21 protein-coding genes are annotated in these 17,095 nt (G+C 67.5%); 11 read left to right on the top strand and 10 right to left on the bottom strand.

The features are described from left to right. The first annotated feature begins 53 nt into the window (after nt 1–53). Nucleotides 54–596 (top strand): DUF6630 family protein, encoded by a 543-nt coding sequence (locus AC5P5M_RS16135; protein WP_065175387.1) that lies wholly within the window; start codon nt 54–56, stop codon nt 594–596. A gap of 47 nt (nt 597–643) precedes the next feature. Here AC5P5M_RS16135 and AC5P5M_RS16130 read toward each other — a convergent pair whose 3' ends face one another. The 5 genes from AC5P5M_RS16130 to msrB all read right to left on the bottom strand — a co-directional run bounded on the left by AC5P5M_RS16130 (nt 644) and on the right by msrB (nt 3,913). After that, a complete protein-coding gene (locus tag AC5P5M_RS16130; RefSeq protein WP_111186594.1) occupies nt 644–919 on the bottom strand; it encodes a DUF4031 domain-containing protein in 276 nt (91 codons plus the stop codon). A gap of 13 nt (nt 920–932) precedes the next feature. Beyond that, nucleotides 933–1,430 carry a hypothetical protein gene (locus AC5P5M_RS16125; protein WP_053518232.1) on the bottom strand — a complete coding sequence of 166 codons (498 nt, stop codon included), beginning with the start codon at nt 1,428–1,430 and terminating at the stop codon, nt 933–935. A gap of 126 nt (nt 1,431–1,556) precedes the next feature. Beyond that, on the bottom strand, nt 1,557–2,495 hold the full coding sequence (gene motB, locus AC5P5M_RS16120) for a flagellar motor protein MotB (RefSeq protein WP_053518234.1): 939 nt from the start codon (nt 2,493–2,495) through the stop codon (nt 1,557–1,559). Between the two features lie 3 nt (nt 2,496–2,498). Next, nucleotides 2,499–3,353, bottom strand: a complete 855-nt coding sequence (motA, locus tag AC5P5M_RS16115; protein ID WP_053518236.1) for a flagellar motor stator protein MotA — start codon at nt 3,351–3,353, stop codon at nt 2,499–2,501. Nucleotides 3,354–3,445: 92 nt separating this feature from the next. Further along, nucleotides 3,446–3,913: a peptide-methionine (R)-S-oxide reductase MsrB gene (gene msrB, locus AC5P5M_RS16110; RefSeq protein ID WP_053518238.1), complete on the bottom strand. Its 468-nt coding sequence runs from the start codon at nt 3,911–3,913 to the stop codon at nt 3,446–3,448. Nucleotides 3,914–4,053: 140 nt separating this feature from the next. Here msrB and AC5P5M_RS16105 point away from each other — a divergent pair, with 140 nt between their 5' ends. Both AC5P5M_RS16105 and AC5P5M_RS16100 read left to right on the top strand, forming a co-directional pair. Then, on the top strand, nt 4,054–4,428 hold the full coding sequence (locus AC5P5M_RS16105; protein WP_053518240.1) for a hypothetical protein: 375 nt from the start codon (nt 4,054–4,056) through the stop codon (nt 4,426–4,428). 140 nt (nt 4,429–4,568) lie between these two features. Further along, the gene (locus tag AC5P5M_RS16100) at nt 4,569–4,757 is read left to right on the top strand and encodes a lana protein (protein WP_128988036.1); all 189 of its coding nucleotides are present in this window, start codon (nt 4,569–4,571) and stop codon (nt 4,755–4,757) included. A gap of 45 nt (nt 4,758–4,802) precedes the next feature. Here the strand turns inward: AC5P5M_RS16100 and AC5P5M_RS16095 are convergent, their stop codons facing one another. Then, complete coding sequence (locus AC5P5M_RS16095; protein WP_053518243.1) at nt 4,803–5,282, bottom strand: Lrp/AsnC ligand binding domain-containing protein; 480 nt, start codon at nt 5,280–5,282, stop codon at nt 4,803–4,805. A 149-nt stretch (nt 5,283–5,431) separates the two neighbouring features. Between AC5P5M_RS16095 and AC5P5M_RS16090 the strand changes: the two genes are divergently transcribed. Together AC5P5M_RS16090 and alr are read left to right on the top strand one after the other, a co-directional pair. Continuing rightward, nucleotides 5,432–6,736 carry a D-amino acid dehydrogenase gene (locus tag AC5P5M_RS16090; protein WP_053518245.1) on the top strand — a complete coding sequence of 435 codons (1,305 nt, stop codon included), beginning with the start codon at nt 5,432–5,434 and terminating at the stop codon, nt 6,734–6,736. Beyond that, nucleotides 6,715–7,785: an alanine racemase gene (gene alr, locus AC5P5M_RS16085; protein WP_053518246.1), complete on the top strand. Its 1,071-nt coding sequence runs from the start codon at nt 6,715–6,717 to the stop codon at nt 7,783–7,785. The genes AC5P5M_RS16090 and alr overlap by 22 nt, the downstream gene beginning before the upstream one ends. Nucleotides 7,786–7,889: 104 nt before the next feature. Here alr and AC5P5M_RS16080 read toward each other — a convergent pair whose 3' ends face one another. After that, a complete protein-coding gene (locus AC5P5M_RS16080) occupies nt 7,890–8,456 on the bottom strand; it encodes a DUF3016 domain-containing protein (RefSeq protein ID WP_053518248.1) in 567 nt (188 codons plus the stop codon). 248 nt (nt 8,457–8,704) lie between these two features. On the opposite strand from AC5P5M_RS16080, the gene AC5P5M_RS16075 reads away from it, so the two are divergent. Both AC5P5M_RS16075 and AC5P5M_RS16070 read left to right on the top strand, forming a co-directional pair. Next, entirely contained in the window at nt 8,705–10,690 is a 1,986-nt protein-coding gene (locus AC5P5M_RS16075) for a hybrid sensor histidine kinase/response regulator (protein ID WP_065175384.1), read from the top strand. A 44-nt stretch (nt 10,691–10,734) separates the two neighbouring features. Beyond that, the gene (locus AC5P5M_RS16070) at nt 10,735–11,028 is read left to right on the top strand and encodes a DUF3247 family protein (RefSeq protein WP_053518253.1); all 294 of its coding nucleotides are present in this window, start codon (nt 10,735–10,737) and stop codon (nt 11,026–11,028) included. Nucleotides 11,029–11,101: 73 nt separating this feature from the next. Here AC5P5M_RS16070 and AC5P5M_RS16065 read toward each other — a convergent pair whose 3' ends face one another. Further along, complete coding sequence (locus AC5P5M_RS16065) at nt 11,102–11,365, bottom strand: hypothetical protein (protein WP_053518254.1); 264 nt, start codon at nt 11,363–11,365, stop codon at nt 11,102–11,104. A gap of 159 nt (nt 11,366–11,524) precedes the next feature. Between AC5P5M_RS16065 and AC5P5M_RS16060 the strand changes: the two genes are divergently transcribed. Genes AC5P5M_RS16060 through AC5P5M_RS16050 form a run of 3 tightly spaced genes read left to right on the top strand, consistent with a single transcriptional unit; the run spans nt 11,525 to nt 13,973 of the window. Beyond that, nucleotides 11,525–12,589 carry a class I SAM-dependent methyltransferase gene (locus tag AC5P5M_RS16060; protein WP_495206143.1) on the top strand — a complete coding sequence of 355 codons (1,065 nt, stop codon included), beginning with the start codon at nt 11,525–11,527 and terminating at the stop codon, nt 12,587–12,589. Next, nucleotides 12,586–13,287 carry a pseudouridine synthase gene (locus AC5P5M_RS16055; protein ID WP_065175382.1) on the top strand — a complete coding sequence of 234 codons (702 nt, stop codon included), beginning with the start codon at nt 12,586–12,588 and terminating at the stop codon, nt 13,285–13,287. Before AC5P5M_RS16060 ends, AC5P5M_RS16055 begins: the two co-directional genes overlap by 4 nt. After that, nucleotides 13,284–13,973: an HAD family hydrolase gene (locus AC5P5M_RS16050; protein WP_193396637.1), complete on the top strand. Its 690-nt coding sequence runs from the start codon at nt 13,284–13,286 to the stop codon at nt 13,971–13,973. Before AC5P5M_RS16055 ends, AC5P5M_RS16050 begins: the two co-directional genes overlap by 4 nt. 111 nt (nt 13,974–14,084) lie before the next feature. On the opposite strand, the gene fabB is transcribed toward AC5P5M_RS16050, so the two are convergent. Both fabB and fabA read right to left on the bottom strand, forming a co-directional pair. Beyond that, on the bottom strand, nt 14,085–15,293 hold the full coding sequence (gene fabB, locus AC5P5M_RS16045; RefSeq protein WP_164150991.1) for a beta-ketoacyl-ACP synthase I: 1,209 nt from the start codon (nt 15,291–15,293) through the stop codon (nt 14,085–14,087). After that, complete coding sequence (fabA, locus tag AC5P5M_RS16040) at nt 15,293–15,808, bottom strand: 3-hydroxyacyl-[acyl-carrier-protein] dehydratase FabA (protein WP_053518264.1); 516 nt, start codon at nt 15,806–15,808, stop codon at nt 15,293–15,295. The genes fabB and fabA overlap by 1 nt, the downstream gene beginning before the upstream one ends. 190 nt (nt 15,809–15,998) lie before the next feature. Between fabA and dinB the strand changes: the two genes are divergently transcribed. Then, nucleotides 15,999–17,093 (top strand): DNA polymerase IV, encoded by a 1,095-nt coding sequence (dinB, locus tag AC5P5M_RS16035; RefSeq protein ID WP_065175379.1) that lies wholly within the window; start codon nt 15,999–16,001, stop codon nt 17,091–17,093. Nucleotides 17,094–17,095 lie beyond the last annotated feature (2 nt).

Below are 17,095 nucleotides of genomic sequence, written 5' to 3'. Positions count from 1 at the left end.
CAGCGATACAGGATAAACCGTAGAATGCCGGCCTGCCCCGAGGAGTTCCCGCCATGCCCGACAACAGCGACTACTTCGACTTCGAGGAGGACGTCCATGATTTCGATGAGGATGGCTTCGAAGCGCGGGTCTGGAACCTGCTGGTACTGATCAACCCGGGCGACGATGAGCTGGCGCTGCAGCAGTTCAACCGCTGGCGCGAGCTGCTGGCCGAAGCCGGCGAACCGCTGGAGGCAGACGCCGATTGGCTGCCGCCACTGCTGTCCGCGATCGGTTGGCAATCCGGCTTCGAGGTGGAGCGGGATGACCTGGAAACGCTGATATCGGCGGTGAACGAGCTGTCCGCGCGCTTCAACCTGCAGCTTGACTGGGGCGGCGACCTGGACGATGAGGATTTCACCGAAGACCTGGATGGCGTGCAGCTGATGTCCACCGCCTTCGACCGCCTGCGCGAGCACAACTACACGCTGTGGAGCGTGGATGCCGGCAGCGCGGGTTTCACCGGCTGGATGGCACTGACCCGTGACGATGACGCCATGCTGGCGCTGTGCTCGCTGCTGAACGTGGAAATCCGCCTGGGCAGCGACCCGTTCTGAGCGTCATCCCGGTTCGCCGGGCCATGCCAGGTGGGGGGCACTGCGGCCTACGGCCGGTACTGCGCCCGCGCGTTGGCGATCACCGCTTTCACCTGTGCGCGGTCGGTGTGCCGTGAAATCGCCACGGCACCCAGTGCGATCGCCTGTGCGCGCAGCTCGGTGGTGACGTCGTAGTGCGCGCCGCTGGCCTTGTTCTGGAAGGCCCGGCGGGGGATGCCGAGCTGCGCCGCCATGGCGTGCAGCTCGGCCAGGGTGTCGGCCATCAGATGCGCCCAGCGCTGGTCGCGCCAGGCATGCACTGCGTCATCAACGTAGACCGTCACCGCCGCGGCCGGATCAGGCCTGCGGCTTGCCGTCGGCGTCGGCGGCCGGAGCAGCCTCGGCGTCAGCGGTACCTTCGGCAGCGCTGGCTTCTTCGGCCACATCGCCTTCAGCGGTCTCGCCCTCAGCTTCCACGCCTTCGAACTCGGCGACCAGCGCGTCCAGGTACTCGTCGGCGGTCTGGCCCGCTTCGGCGGCCAGGGTATCCAGCAGCTTCTGCAGCAGTTCGGAATACTCCAGGCTGACCTTGCGGCCTTCCTTCTCCTGCACGTTGGCCAGGTGCTTGAGCATGGCCAGCATCGGCACCGGGTTCTCGGCATTGCCCATGGTCTGACCGCCGATGGCCAGCAGCCACTCGCGACCCTGCAGGCCGATGGCGGCGACCACCTGGCCGTCCTCGCTGGTCAGCACGGCGTGGTTCTGCACCTGCTGCTGGGCGTTCAGACGGAGGAACGGGCGCTTGGCCTGCTGCTTCTTGCGCTGGTCGCGCTTGGCCTTGGAAGACTTGGACATCGGGGGTGTCACCTGAAAACGGAAAGACCCCCATTGTACCGGGTGCGCCGGGCCATGCCCCTGGTGGGTGCGGACCTTGGTCCGCATGCTTTCCCGGATGTGCGGACCAAGGTCCGCACCCACCGTCTACTTTGCCTCACCCTGCGCCGCCTGTACGTCCGCGTCGATGACCGGCGCCGACAGACCCACCTGTGGACCGGCGCCGGCCAGCGCGGCCTGCTCGGCGGCGCGGGTCATCACCACGATGCTGATGCGGCGGTTGATCGGGTTCTGCGGGTCGGCCCGGTCGAACAGCACCGAGGAGGACAGGCCGACCACGCGGGTGATCTTGCTGTCCTCCAGTCCGCCATCGATCAGGGCGCGGCGGGCCGCATTGGCGCGGTCGGCGCTCAGTTCCCAGTTGCCGTAGCCGCGGGCGGCGGTGTAGGCGGTGATGTCGGTGTGGCCGGTCAGGCTGATCCGGTTCGGCACGTGGTTCAGGTACTCGGCCAGCTCATGCAGGATCTGCTGCGTGTACGGCTTGAGCGTGGCACTGCCGAGGTCGAACATGGGCCGGTTCTGCTTGTCCACGATCTGGATGCGCAGGCCTTCCGGGGTCAGGTCCAGCAGCAGCTGGTCCTTGAACGGCTCCAGCGCCTGGCTGCGGCTGATCGCTTCCTGCAGTTCCTTCATCAGCTGTTCCAGCTGCTGCTTGTCGCGCTGCTGCTGGTCCACCGGGTGCGGCACGGCTTCCTGCTGGTTCTGGAAGGGATCGTTGCTGCTGCCACGCGAGATGTCGGTGGCGCCGCCGAGCTTGATCATCGACGTGCTGGCACCGCCCGGCCCGGCCATGCCCGGGGCCGGCGTGGCGCTCTGGCCACTGAGCGGGCTGGGGTTGCGGAAATACTCGGAAATGGCCGCACGATCGTTCTTGCTGGTGGTGGCCATCAGCCACAGCACCAGGAAGAAGGCCATCATCGCGGTCACGAAGTCGGCATAGGCCACCTTCCACGAGCCGCCATGGTGGGCGGCATGGCCGGCCTTCCTGACCTTGCGGACGATGACGGTGGGTTTGCTCTCGGCCATGGCTTACTTGACCGTCTTCAGGTGCTGCTCGAAATCGGAGAAGGCCGGGCGCACGTTCGACGGCAACGTCTTGCGGGCGAATTCCAGCGCGATCTTCGGGTTGTAACCGCGCAGGCAGGCCAGCAGTGCGGTCTTCACCGATTCGTAGATGCGGCTGTCCTGCTCGGCACGTGCTTCCATCGCCGCTGCCATCGGGCCGACGAACCCGTAACCCAGCAGGATGCCCAGGAAGGTGCCGACCAGCGCACCGGCGACATGGCCGCCGACCTCGACGATGTCGCCGCCGATCGAGCCCATGGTGATGACGATGCCCAGCACCGCCGCGACGATGCCGAAACCGGGCAATCCGTCGGCCACCTTGGTCAGCACCTGCGACGGGGCCATCGCTTCGGCGTGGTGCTTTTCCAGCTCCAGTTCGAGCAGCGGCTCCAGTTCATGCGGCTCGATGTTGCTGCCGATCATCAGGCGCAGGCAGTCGGTGATGAAATCGATCAGGTGATGGTCGGCCTGCACCTTCGGATAGTTGCCGAACACGGCGCTCTCGGCCGGGCGTTCGACGTGGTCCTCCAGCGCCATGAAGCCTTCCCGGCGCGCCTTGTTGAGCAGTTCGTAGAGCAGGCTGAGGACGTCGATGTAGTCCTGCTGCTTGTAGCGCGGGCCCTTGAACACGCCGACGATGGCCTGCAGCGTCTGCTTGACCGTCTTGGCCGGGGTGCCGACCAGGAACGCACCCAGCGCGGCACCGCCGATGATGACCAGTTCGTAGGGCTGCCAGAGAGCCCCCAGGCGGCCGTGGGCACCGAGGTAGCCCCCGATCACGCTGATGATGACGACCAGGAATCCAACGATGATGAGCATGGGGCAACGCAGGGAGGGGGGATATCTCCTTGTCGGCCCACCCTGCGGATTTCTGAAGAGGGAATTCTGTGAAACCGGTCAGCAGGGGTGTCTCAGCCCGCTACGCCGCTTTCCGCACCGCCACGCTGCAACGGGTTGGGCCAGGCCTCGCCGTTGCCGGCAAACGAAAGTGAGACGGAGTTCAGGCAGTGGCGCTCATGGGTGGGCGGCGGCCCGTCCGGGAACACGTGGCCGAGGTGGCTGCCACAGCGGGCGCAGGTGATCTCGGTGCGGATCATGCCGTGGCTGGTATCGCGGATCTCACGCACGTGTGCCGCGTCGTAGGGGGCGAAGAAGCTCGGCCAACCGGTGCCGGAATCGAACTTGGTGCTGGAGCGGAACAGGGGCAGCCCACACAGCCGGCAGCAGTAGACACCCTCACGCTTGTTGTCCAGGAACACGCCACAGAACGGTGCTTCGGTGCCGTGCTGCAGCAGCACGCGGCGTTCTTCGCTGCTGAGGCCGGCGACCAGGGTGTCGGTCTGGGAGGCGGTAGGGGGCGTCAGGTCGAAGGCACTCATGCTGGCTCTCCGTGGGGTCGATGGCCTGGGGATGCCTGCAGACGTGGGGGTGTGACCGCCGTCTTGCAAGTGTGAGCTGCGTTCATGGGCGGCACACGGGCGCGGGCGCATGGTGGGGAGGATTCCTGCTGGAGCGTGCCATGAAGACCCTTTCCGTCTGGGTGCTGTCGGCTCTGCTGCCCCTGTCGGCACAGGCCCAGGTGCCCACCACATCGCCGACCACCACCCGCAGCACCACCACCGTGGCGCCAGCGCCGGTGACGCCGCCCCCACAGCCGGCAAGACCGCAGCCGCAGGTCCTGCCGTCACCGCAGCCGACGCAGCCGATCAAGTCCACCGGCCCGGCGCAGGTGGTGCCGACGCCGGCGCCGAAGCTGCCGGACAAGGTCTATGACCGCAACGGGCGCATCGTTCCCGGCGTCAAGCCGGTCGGCCCGAACCGTGTGTTCGACTCCCGTACCGGCCGCTACTACGACAGTGTGCCGGCCGGCAGTGGCCAGCAGGTCAAGCCATAGGGCAGTCCGCCACCGCCCGCGGCGGGCGGTGACCGCGCCGGCTGAACGCCTGAAAACACACTGCTGCCGCTCACGGCTTTTTCGCCTGTGATTAACCGCCGCAGGACCACCGTGGCCCTGCGCCGGCATCCCGCCGTCGCATGTCCTTCGTCCTTTGGATCGCGATCATGAAGAACCCGCAGAACCGTCATCCCGGCAAGGAAGCGCAGAGCCATAAGCCGCAACAGCAGCAACAGCAGCAGATGGACCCGCAGCGGCCGCAGAAGGGCGGCAAGCAGCAGGAAACACGCCAGCAGCAGGGCTCGATGAAGCACCCGCAGCAGCGCTGACGCCCCTGGAACAGGGCCGGAACCCGCAGCGCGGGCTCTGGCCCTTCATTCCGGAATCGGCAGGCTGAGCGTCTCCTTGACCTCTTCCATGACGATGTAGCTCTTCGATTCGCGCACGTGCGGCAGGGTCAGCAGGGTGCTGCCCAGCAGTTTGCGGTAGGAGGCCATCTCGCTGATCCGCGCCTTCAGCAGGTAGTCGAAGTCGCCGGACACCAGATGGCACTCGAGCACGTTCGGCAGCTTCAGCGCCGCACGCCGGAACTCCTCGAAGATGTCGCCGGACTTGTAGGCCAGGCTGATCTCCACGAACACCAGCAGGCTGGCTTTCAGCGCCGTGGGATCCAGGTGAGCGTGATAGCCGGTGATCACGCCCTCGCGCTCCAGCCGGCGCACGCGCTCGGTGCACGGGGTGGTCGACAGGCCCACGCGCTCGCCCAGCTCGGTAAAGGAAATGCGGCCTTCGGCCTGGAGGATGCGCAGGATCCTGCGGTCGATCTTGTCCAGTTCACGGGGGCGGGCGGCCATGGGCGTCAACCTGGGGAAGTGAATCACGGGGAAACATCTTGCCCGCAGCGTGAAAAACAGGCAAATCGCCTATGAATGGAAGAATATACTTCCCCGATTATGGCCCTGGCGTGCTCAAACGCAGGGAATGATCGGGTTGGAGAATTTCCATGCGAGTCCTAGTTCTCGGCAGCGGCGTGATCGGCACCACCAGTGCCTGGTATCTGCGACAGGCCGGGTTTGATGTCACGGTCGTCGACCGCCAGCCCGGCCCCGCGCTGGAGACCAGTTTCGCCAATGCCGGCCAGCTGTCATTCGGCTACACCTCGCCCTGGGCCGCGCCCGGCGTGCCGAAGAAGGCGATCGGGTGGCTGTTCGAGAAGCATGCGCCGCTGGCGATCCGTCCCGGCATGGATCTGGCCCAGTACCGCTGGCTGTGGCAGATGCTGCGCAACTGCACCCACGAGCGCTATGCGATCAACAAGGCGCGCATGGTGCGCATGTCCGAGTACAGCCGCGATTGCCTGAACGAGCTGCGCGCGCAGATCGGCATCGAGTTCGAGGGGCGCGACCTGGGGACCACCCAGCTGTTCCGCACCCAGCAGCAGCTGGATGCCTCGGCACAGGACATCGAGATCCTGGCCCGCTATGGCGTGCCGTACGAAGTGCTGGATCGCGCCGGCATCATCGCCGCGGAACCGGCGCTGGCGCACGTTGATGGCCTGGTCGGTGCGCTGCGCCTGCCGCGTGACCAGACCGGCGACTGCCAGCTGTTCACCCGCCGCCTGGCGCAGATGTGCACCGATGCCGGTGTCGAGTTCCGCTTCGACCAGGACATCAGCGCCATCGAGTCGGATGGAGAGCGCATCACCGGCGTGCGCATCGCCGGCAAGCTGGAGACTGCCGACCGCTATGTGGTCGCGCTGGGCAGTTACTCGCCGGCGCTGGTCGCGCCGCTGGGCATGCGCCTGCCGGTGTACCCGCTGAAGGGGTATTCGTTGACCCTGCCGATCACCGATCCGGCCATGGCGCCGACCTCGACCATCCTCGATGAGAGCTACAAGGTTGCTGTAACCCGCTTCGACAACCGCATCCGTGTCGGTGGCATGGCCGAAGTGGCCGGTTTCGACCTGTCGCTGTCACCGCGTCGCCGCGAGACCCTGGAGCTGGTGGTTCGTGACCTTTACCCGAAGGGCGGGGACCTGTCGCGCGCGCAGTTCTGGACCGGCCTGCGCCCGGCCACGCCGGATGGCACACCGGTGATTGGCGCCACGCCCTTCCGCAACCTGTATCTCAACACCGGTCACGGCACCCTGGGCTGGACCATGGCGTGTGGTTCAGGTCGCTACCTGGCCGACCTGATGAGTGCACGCCAGCCACAGATCAGCACCGAAGGCCTGGACATCTTCCGCTATGGCCAGTTCGGCCATGCCCCGCAACACGAGAGCCGCACATGCGTCCTGCCCGCGCGCTGATCGATCTGCACGCGCTGCGCAGCAACTACCGGCTCGCCCGCGAGCTGGGGGGCGGCAAGGCGCTGGCGATCATCAAGGCCGATGCCTATGGCCATGGCGCCGTGCGCTGCGCGCAGGCCCTGGAAGACGAGGCCGACGGCTTCGGGGTGGCGACCATCGAAGAAGCGCTGGAGCTGCGCAAGGCCGGTATCCGCGCGCCCATCCTGCTGTTGGAAGGCATTTTCGAAGCCAGCGAGATGGCGCTGGTGGCCGAGCATTCGCTGTGGTTCTCGGTCGGCTCGCCGTGGCAGCTGGAAGCGCTGGCTGCCTTCGACAGCCCGCATCCGTTGACGGTCTGGCTGAAGCTGGACAGCGGCATGCATCGCCTGGGTCTGGACGTGGAGACCTTCCGCGCCGCACACGCGCGCCTGCAGGCGATGCCGCAGGTGGAGCGGATCGTGCTGATGACCCATCTGGCGCGTGCCGATGAACTGGACAGCGAACGTACCCACGAGCAGGCCGCCACCTTCGCACGTGCAATCGAGGGCCTGCAGGGTGAGACCAGCGTGTGCAATTCGCCGGCCCTGCTTGGGTGGCCCGACGTGCGCAGCGACTGGGTGCGCCCGGGGCTCATGCTGTACGGCGCCAACCCGATGCCGGACGACACGGATCTGACCGCGCGGCTGCGCCCGGTGATGACCATGCAGTCCAAGGTGATTGCCGAGCGCTGGATCGAAGCCGGTGAGCCGGTGGGATATGGCGCGCGCTTCGTGGCCAAGGCGCGTACACGCGTGGGCGTGGTGGCCCTGGGCTATGCCGACGGCTATCCCCAGTTCGCGCCGAACGGCACCCCGGTACTGATCGACGGCCAGCCTGGCGTGCTGATCGGTCGGGTTTCGATGGACATGCTGACGGTGGACCTGACCGCACATGCACAGGCCGGCGTTGGCAGTGTGGTGGAACTGTGGGGGCAGGCCCCGACGCTTTCGGAACTGGCGCCACGTTGCGGGGTGAGCGCCTACCAGCTGCCCTGCGCGGTCAAGCGGGTCGCCCGCGTCTACCGCGATTGATGCGCCGCCGGGCATGGCCCGGCGCTACCGGATGTCCAAAGCGCCATGCCCGGCGGGTGTCGGAAATGCACAGGTAGCGCCGGGCAATGCCCGGCGGGTGCCGGTCAACGCGCGGCGGTGGCCTGGGCGGTCAACTGCCGCTTCACCCAGTCATCGATCAGCCGCTTCTCGTAGCGCAGCGGATCGCTGTCGCTGCGCAGCCCGAGGGTGTGCAGGTAGCCGGTGTCGGTCAGCTTGGCCTCGCCCTCGTCGACGATGCGGCCGCTGGCGTCCTTCAGCGTGTACTGCAGGGTGATGCGCGGCGGATAGATGTCGCGCATCACGCGGATGTCATTGGCGCGCGGGCCATGCCACGGTTCGTAGTCGCCCGCGCGCTTGATGTCGACCAGGGTGATGTCCAACGTCTGCCCGGCCTGCAGCGGCTTGGCGGCGCTGGTCTGCAGGTAGCGCGCCAGCTGCTGCACCCAGTCGCCGCGTTCGGCCTCGAAGCGGTTGTGGCTCTGGCGGATCTCGGTGAATGTCGCCGGATCGTTCCACTGCACGTTGACCGGGCCGTCGGCCTGCAGCGTGCGCGGCGCATCCGGGCTGGTGACGGTGCGCGGCGCGGCGTTCGCTGCACCCGCGGCAAGGGCCGCGGCCAGCAGCAGGGTGGCGGACAGAGAGCGGTTCATGGCGGTCTCCTGCGTCCCCGGAATGGGGGCGGATGTTGATCTCGCATCGAGTGTGATCCTGCCGGCGGGGCCCAGCAATGGCCGAATGCGTCAACAGCGTCGGCGGTTGTCGCCAATTCATGGTCGTCAACCATGACTGACGGCGCTTGACGCTGTGAATACGTCCTTTGGAAGATGCTGTGCCTCCATCCGGTACGCCCCAGACGCCCTTGTCCACACTGCCGCCCCTCGCGGAGCGCCCGCCCTTGATGGTTCCGGCGCCCGAACCCGACCTGCATCGCGGTGTGCTTGAACGCATCAACGCCGGCTTTTGTGTGATCCAGGTCATGTTCGACGCCGATCGCGCAGTGGATTACCGCTTCCTTGAGGTGAATGACGCTTTCGAGCGCCACACCGGTCTCAAGGACGCCCGCGGCAAGTGCATGAGCGCGCTGGAACCGAACCACGAGAGCGACTGGTACCGCATCTACGGCGAGGTGGCGCGCAGCGGACGGCCGGCGCAGTTCGAGATGGAAGCGCGGGCGCTGGGGCGCTCGTTCGCGGTGGACGCGGTCCGTGTGGGCCGCCCCGGCGAGGACAAGGTCGGCATCCTGTTCTTCGACATCACCGCACGCAAGCAGATGGAGCTGGAGCTGGGCGAGAGCGAGGCCCGGTTCAGCGCGTTGGCCGATGGCCTGCCGATGCCGGTCTGGGTGCTGGATGAGCGCGGACATGCGCGCTTCGTCAACAGCGCCTTCAGTGAGTTCTTTGGTGGCGACGAGACGCGTGTGCCGGAGGATGTCTGGCGCGGCCTGGTGCATCCGGATGATGCGTCGGTGTTCGAGTACGAACTGCAGGAAGCGCTGAAGGCGCAACGCTCCATGCATGCCCTCGTCCGCGCACGGCGTGCGGACGGACAGTGGCGATGGCTGGAAATGAACGCGCGTCCGCGATTCTCGCGGATGGGTCGATTCATCGGCCTGGCCGGTAGCAGTCCGGACGTGACCGAGCGCCGCGAGATCGAACTGGCCCGTGAAGAGCTGCTGCAGTCCGAGCGCGCCGCACGCAGTGCCGCCGAGAACATGGCGCGCCTGAAGGATGAATTCCTGGCGACCCTGTCGCACGAACTGCGCACGCCGCTGACCACCATCCTTGGCTGGAGCGAGCTGTTGCTGCAGCGTGTCGACAACACCAGCCCGCTGTACAAGGGGCTGGGCGTGATCGCCAACAGCGCCGGTGCACAGAAGCGGCTGATCTCGGACATGCTCGACCTCAGCAGCATGCTGCTGGGCAAGGTGCAGCTGGAAGTGGAAGTACTGGACCTGCGCGAACTGCTGGGCGAGGCGATCGGCGCGCAGGAGCTGGTGGCCGAGGGTAAGGCACTGGACGTGCAGTTGCGGCTGCCTGAGCAGCCCAGCCTGGTGCTCGGGGATGCGACGCGGTTGCAGCAGGTATTCTGGAACCTGTTGTCGAACGCCATCAAGTTCACGCCGGCCGAGGGCCGCATCGAGATGCAGCTGCGGGCCGACGGCAAGCACTGGGAGATCACCGTGCGCGATACCGGTGATGGTATTGCTCCGGAGTTCCTCAATCATCTGTTCAGCCGCTTCCGGCAGGCCGACGGCACCACCACCCGCCGCCATGGTGGGCTCGGCCTGGGCCTGGCGATCGTGCAGCAGCTGGTCGAGCTTCACGGCGGCACGGTCACTGCGGCCAGCGAAGGCCATGGTCACGGTGCCACGTTCACCGTACGCCTGCCGCAGCATCTGCCCGATGCCGAGCGGCGGCCGCTGCGCGAGGTGATCAGCGGGCCGATTCTGGAGCCGGTGGTCGTCGAGCCCTATCCGCTGCGGGGCATGCACGTACTGGCCGTGGAAGACCAGCCGGAAGTGCTGGAGTACCTGCGGCGCATGCTGGAAGAGCAGGGCGCGACGGTGTCAGCTGCCAGTTCGGCCGGCGAAGCGTTGGCGCTGCTGGCCGATGCCGGCCACCTGCAGTACCACGTGATGCTGACCGACATCGGCATGCCGGGTATGGATGGTTATGGGTTGGTGCGCACCCTGCGCGAAGACATGGGCGTGGATGCGGCGACCCTGCCGGCGGTGGCCGTGACCGCGCTGGCGCGTGCGGATGACCGTCGGCGCGCGCTGGCCTCGGGCTTCCAGGAGCATGTGGCCAAGCCGTACTCGGTGGCCCAGCTGGTGGCTGCGGTGCGCAAGGTGCAGGTGCCGCGCGCCGACAGCGCGCTGCACTGAGCATTCACGGTGGATCGGCGACCCTGCACGCAGGAGGTTCTCCGATGTCCCGTATTGCTCCACGCATCCATACCGACCCGGCCCAGATCGCGCGCCTGGAGGCCCTGCTGCCGCAGCTCGACGGCGAAACGCAGGTCGAACTGACCCTGCTCGATGGCCGCCGCCTGCTGGGCACGGTCGCCGTGCGCCCAACGGTGCAGCAGTACCGCAACGACGCCGGCGATGAAGGCAGCAACGGCCAGCTGCGCCTGGACGACTACGACACGCCGGTGCAGCAGCATCACGTCTGGCTCGACGAGATCGCCAGCATCCGCCAGCTGCCACCCAGAACGACATGATCCGGCAGGGGGCCGGGCTCACGCCCGGCTGCGGTCCGCACGCCCGGGCCTCGGCTCGGGCGCGACTGGCACGTCAGTGCTCGAACACCGTCGGGGTTGCCTCGAACCGCCGGGCATAGGCGCGCTCCTCCGCCACCCGCGCCACCTCGTCGTCGGCCAGGTCCGGTGCGCCGTATACCGCGTATGCCACGCTGCCATCGGCGCCGTGGCCGACCTGGTGCAGCCGGTAGCGTGAATGTCCACCGCCGGTGTCCTCGGGGTAGTGCACGGGAGGATGGCTGCCTTCCAGGTCCATTTCGCTGTTGTCGACCACGCCACCGACGAACAAGGCACGCATGCGGATTCTCCTGCTGGAAGTCTCGGGGGACCTCTACCCTGAAGGGTCCGATGTTGCTGGGGCATCAATGCCCCGTTGAAGTTTCGCAAAGTGGCCTGCCGGGCCGGACCGCGCGAGCCGGTACAATGGACGGCCCTCACGCTTCAAGTAACCGCGCCGATGGCCGCCAGCGACGACGCCCCCCTGCAGACCCTGTTCCTGCCGTTCTCCCAAGGCGCGCTGCGCTGGCCGGACGGGCCGGTTGCGTTCCTGCGTGCCCGCGACGGCTGGCCACTGCGTGAGCAGGCCGGCGGGCGCGAGGTGCACTGCGAGCAGAGTTTTGCGCCGTTCGCGCAGCCCCTGCAGCAGGCCGCCGGCTGGACCGTCAGCGGCCAGCTTGACGATGTCGCGGGCCGGGGCCGCTACCCGCTGGTGCTGGTGCTGCCGCCGCGCCAGCGCGAGGAGGCCCGCGCGCTGTTCGCCCGTGCCCTGGCATTGGCCGCAGAAGGGGGCCGCATCGTCGCCTGCCAGTCCAACAACGAGGGCGCGCGCTCCGGCGAAGGCGACCTCAAGCAGCTGGCCGGCCTCGGCGGCAGCCTGACCAAGAACCATTGCCGGGTGTACTGGACCCCGCCACTGCAGGGCCAGCACGATGCCGATCTGGCCAAGCGCTGGAGCGCGCTGGATGCGGTGCGGCCGATCGTGGGTGGCCGCTTCCTCAGCCGCCCGGGCGTGTTCGCCTGGGACCGCATCGACCCGGCTTCGGCGCTGCTGGCCGAGCACCTTCCGGCCGATCTGGCCGGACGCGCGGCCGACCTCGGGGCCGGCTATGGCTACCTGTCGCGCGAGCTGCTGGAGCGTTGCCCGAAGATCACCGCGCTGGATCTGTACGAAGCCGAGCAGCGGGCCCTGGCACTGGCCGAGCTGAATCTTGCACCACCGCCGCGCCCGCTGCCGCTGGGCTTCCTGTGGCGGGACGTCACCGCCGGCATCGAGCCGGGGTACGACGTCATCATCAGCAATCCGCCGTTCCATACCCCGTCGCGCGCGGACCGGCCGGATATCGGCCAGCGCTTCATCGCCGTGGCGGCGCAGGCGCTGCGCCCGGGTGGTCGCCTGTATGTGGTGGCCAACCGCCACCTGCCGTACGAACACACGCTCAACGACAGCTTCGGCGCGGTGCGCGTGGTCGCCGAGCGTGACGGGTTCAAGCTGGTCGAAGCGGTAAAGGGGAAGGGCCGATGAAGCTGGTCAAGCACATCGCCAACCTGGGCTATGGCAGCCGCAAGCAGGTGCAGTGGATGTTCCGCGAAGGCCGTATCACCGACGCCGACGGCGAGGTGCTGTATGCCGACGACCAGGTGCCGCACGAGGCCGTGCGGGTCGACGGCGAGCCGCTGGATCCGCCGCCGGGGCTGTCGATCGCGCTGCACAAGCCGGCCGGCTACACCTGCTCGACCAAGGACACCGGCCGCCTGATCTACGATCTGCTGCCGCCGCGTTTCCGCGACCGCGACCCGGTGCTGTCCACGGTCGGCCGGCTGGACCGCGACACCAGCGGCCTGCTGCTGTTGACCGATGATGGCGGCCTGCTGCACCGGATCATCTCGCCGAAGTCGAAACTGCCCAAGGTCTACGAGGTGGAGCTGGCCCAAGACCTGCGCGGCGACGAAGTGGCCCTGTTCGCCAGCGGCACGCTGATGCTGGAGTCGGAGAAGACCGCCCTGCTGCCGGCTGAACTGGAGGTGCTGGGTCCACGCAAGGCGCGCCTGGTACTGCATGAAGGCCGCTACCATCAGGTGCGCCGCATGTTCGCCGCTACCGGCAACCATGTGCAGGCACTGCACCGCAGCCGCGTCGGTGGCCTGGACCTGGAGGGGCTGGCCGAGGGGCAATGGCGGCTGCTGACCTCCACCGACCTGGATACGCTGTTCGCTCCATGACTGTCATCGCTGCGCTGCCGTTTCTTCCCGACGCCGTCATCTTCGACATGGACGGCCTGATGATCGACAGCGAGCGGGTGTCCATCGCCTGCTGGTGTGAGGCTGCCGAAGCGTTCGGCCTGCCGCTGGATGCATCCTTCTTCGTGCGCATGGTCGGCCTTGGCGATCGCGACAGCCAATCGCTGCTGCGCCAGCAGGGCGTGGAGGACAGTGTGATCGAGGCGATGGCGCTGCGCTGCCATGATCTGTATGAGCAACGCACGCAGACCGGCCTGCCTCTGCGGCCGGGCATCCTGGAGCTGCTGGAACTGCTGAAGGCGCATGCGATTCCGCGTGCGGTGGCGACCACCACGCGTCAGCCGCGGGCCAACCGCAAGCTGGGCGCTGCCGGTCTGCTGCCGTACTTCGATGCAGTGATCACCAGTGGCGACGTGGCGCGGCCGAAGCCGGCGCCGGACATTTACCTGCTGGCCGCACAGCGGCTGGGGCAGGCGCCGGAGCGCTGCCTGGCGCTGGAGGACTCACCTGCGGGGACCCGTGCGGCGTTGGCCGCAGGCATGACCGTGATCCAGGTGCCGGACCTGGTGCATCCCGATGAGGAACTGCGCGCGCTCGGCCATCGCATCGTCGGCTCGCTGCGCGACGCGCACGCCCTGCTGCTGCCGCTGCTGCCGCGCCCGGCGTAGGCGCGCGCTGTCTTTGCGCCGGGCATGGCCCGGCGCTACCAGAGGCGGTGCTGCCGACTACGCGGTAGCGCCGGGCCATGCCCGGCGACCGTGCAGGCCAATGGCGGGCGATCAGACCCGACCGAACACCAGGGCCGCGTTGGTGCCGCCGAAGCCGAAACTGTTGGACATCACCGTGTCCAGCACCTGTGCGCGGCTTTCGCGCAGGATCGGGAAGCCTTCCACCGCCGGGTCCAGCTCGCTGATGTTGGCCGAGCCGGCAACAAAGCCATCGCGCATCATCAGCAGGCAGTAGATGGCTTCGTGCACGCTGGCCGCGCCCAGCGAATGGCCGGACAGCGCCTTGGTCGAGGACAGCGGCGGCACGGCCTCGCCGAACACCTCGCGGATCGCGTTGAGTTCGGTGACATCGCCCAGCGGGGTCGAGGTACCGTGCGTGTTGAGGTAGTCCAGCGGGCGGTCCACGTTCTGCAGTGCCATCTTCATGCAGCGCACCGCGCCCTCGCCGGACGGTGCCACCATGTCCGCACCATCGGATGTCACGCCATAACCGATCAGCTCGGCATAAATGCGTGCGCCGCGCGCAACCGCATGATCGTAGTCTTCCAGCACCAGCATGCCGCCACCACCGGCGATGACGAAGCCGTCGCGGTCCTTGTCGTAGGGGCGCGACGCGTTGGCCGGGGTGTCGTTGAAACTGGTCGACAGCGCGCCCATCGCATCGAACATCACGCTCATCGACCAGTGCAGGTCTTCACCACCGCCGGCGAACATGATGTCCTGCGCGCCGTGCCGGATCATGTCCGCGGCGGCGCCGATGCAGTGCGCCGACGTCGCGCAGGCCGCCGACAGCGAGTAGCTCACGCCCTTGATCTGGAACGCGGTGGCCAGGCACGCCGACACGGTGGAGCACATCGTGCGCGGCACCATGTACGGGCCGACCTTGCGCACGCCACGTGCACGCAGCAGATCGACCGCGCCGATCTGCCACTCGCTGGAGCCGCCGCCGGAGCCGGCGATCAGGCCGGTGCGCAGGCCACTGACCTGCGCCTCGTCCAGCCCGGCATCGGCGATGGCATCGCGCATGGCGATGTAGGCGAACGCTGCTGCATCGCTCATGAAGCGCTTCTGCTTGCGGTCGATCAGGGCGTCCAGGTCGAGGTCGACACGGCCGCCGATCTGGCTGCGCAGGCCCGCTTCGGCGTGGTCGGCCAACGCGGTGATGCCGGCACGCCCCTCGCGCAGTGCGGAAGAGACGGTATCCAGATCATTGCCGAGGCAGGACGTGATGCCCATGCCGGTGATGACGACACGACGCATCAGAAGCTCCCGGTTTCAGTGAACAGGCCCACGCGCAGGTCGCGAGCGTTGTAGATCTCGCGATCGTCCACATACATGCGGGCGTCGGACTGGGCCATCACCAGCTTGCGGTTGATGACGCGCGTGATGTCGATCTCGTAGCGCACGCGCTTGGCGTCCGGCAGTACCTGGCCGGTGAACTTGACCTCGCCGCAGCCCAGGGCGCGGCCCTTGCCGGGAGCACCCAGCCAGGTCAGGTAGAAGCCGGTCAGCTGCCACATCGCATCCAGGCCCAGACAGCCGGGCATCACCGGGTCGCCGATGAAGTGGCAGCCGAAGAACCACAGGTCCGGGCGGATATCCAGTTCGGCGCGTACCATGCCCTTGCCATGCGGGCCGCCGTCCTCGCGAATGTCGGTGATGCGGTCGAACATCAGCATCGGGTCGTTGGGCAGACGGCCGGCGGCGGCGCCGAACAGTTCACCGCGTGCGCTGGCCAGCAGCTGGTCGCGGTTGAACGCGTGGAGACGAGTCATGAAACGCAATCCTGGAAGCGACGAACAGGGATACAAGTGCTCGAGAATGCCCTTGGAAGCGCTGCCGATCAAACATTTCAACCGTACGCAACCGTAGTGTTTTCAATGGAATACGCGCATCCTGTTGATGTGCAACGACCATACCTCGGCGTGTGGCCCACCCACGCCGAACCCGCCCCGTACACCTGACATGACCCGACTGCGCAAGATCATCCACGTCGACATGGACGCCTTCTACGCGTCGGTGGAGCAGCGCGACGATCCCTCACTGCGCGGCAGGCCGGTGGTGGTGGCGTGGCGCGGTGCGCGCTCGGTGGTATGCGCGGCGTCCTACGAAGCGCGCGTGTTCGGCGTGCGTTCGGCGATGCCGGCGATGCGTGCCGAGCGCCTGTGCCCGGACGCGATCTTCGTGCCGCCGGACTTCGCGCGTTACAAGGCCGTGTCGCGCCAGGTGCGCGAGATTTTCCTGCGCCATACCGACCTGGTCGAGCCGCTGTCGCTGGATGAGGCCTATCTGGACGTGACCGAGCCGAAAAGTGGCATCGAGCTGGCAACCGAGATCGCACGCACGATCCGCGCACAGATCCGCGACGAGACCCAGCTGACCGCTTCAGCGGGCATCGCGCCGAACAAGTTCCTGGCCAAGATCGCCTCGGACTGGCGCAAGCCCGACGGCCAGTTCGTGATTCCACCGCAACGGGTGGACGCATTCCTGGCGCCGCTGCCGGTCAGCCGCGTGCCCGGCGTGGGCAAGGTGATGGAAGGCAAACTGACGGCGCGCGGCATCATCACCTGCGGTGACCTGCGGCAATGGGCGCTGGCGGATCTGGAAGACGCGTTCGGCAGCTTCGGCCGCAGCCTCTACAACCGTGCACGCGGCGTCGATGAACGGCCGGTGGAGCCGGACCAGCCGGTGCAGTCGATCTCTTCCGAGGACACCTTTGCCGAGGACCTACTGCTTGAAGACCTGGGCGAGGCCATCGTGCAGCTGGCAGAGAAGACCTGGAACGCCACGCGCCGGACGGAACGCGTGGGCCACACCGTGGTGCTGAAGCTGAAGACGGCGCAGTTCCGCATCCTTACCCGCAGCTTCACCCCGGACCGCCCGCCGGAATCGATGGAGGAGCTGCGCGATGCCGCGCTGGCGCTGCGCGCGCGCGTGGACCTGCCGGCCGACACGCGCTATCGCCTGGTGGGCGTCGGCCTGGGCGGTTTCCGCGACAAGGAACCGGTGGTGCAGGGGGAGCTGTTCGAGCAGGCGTTGAACGATCCGCACCGCCCCTGACC

Source organism: Stenotrophomonas sp. YJH_SMC_106-19 (genome assembly GCF_059368375.1).
Note: the sequence above shows the minus strand (reverse complement) of the source record. Positions and strands in the feature narration are given on the sequence as shown.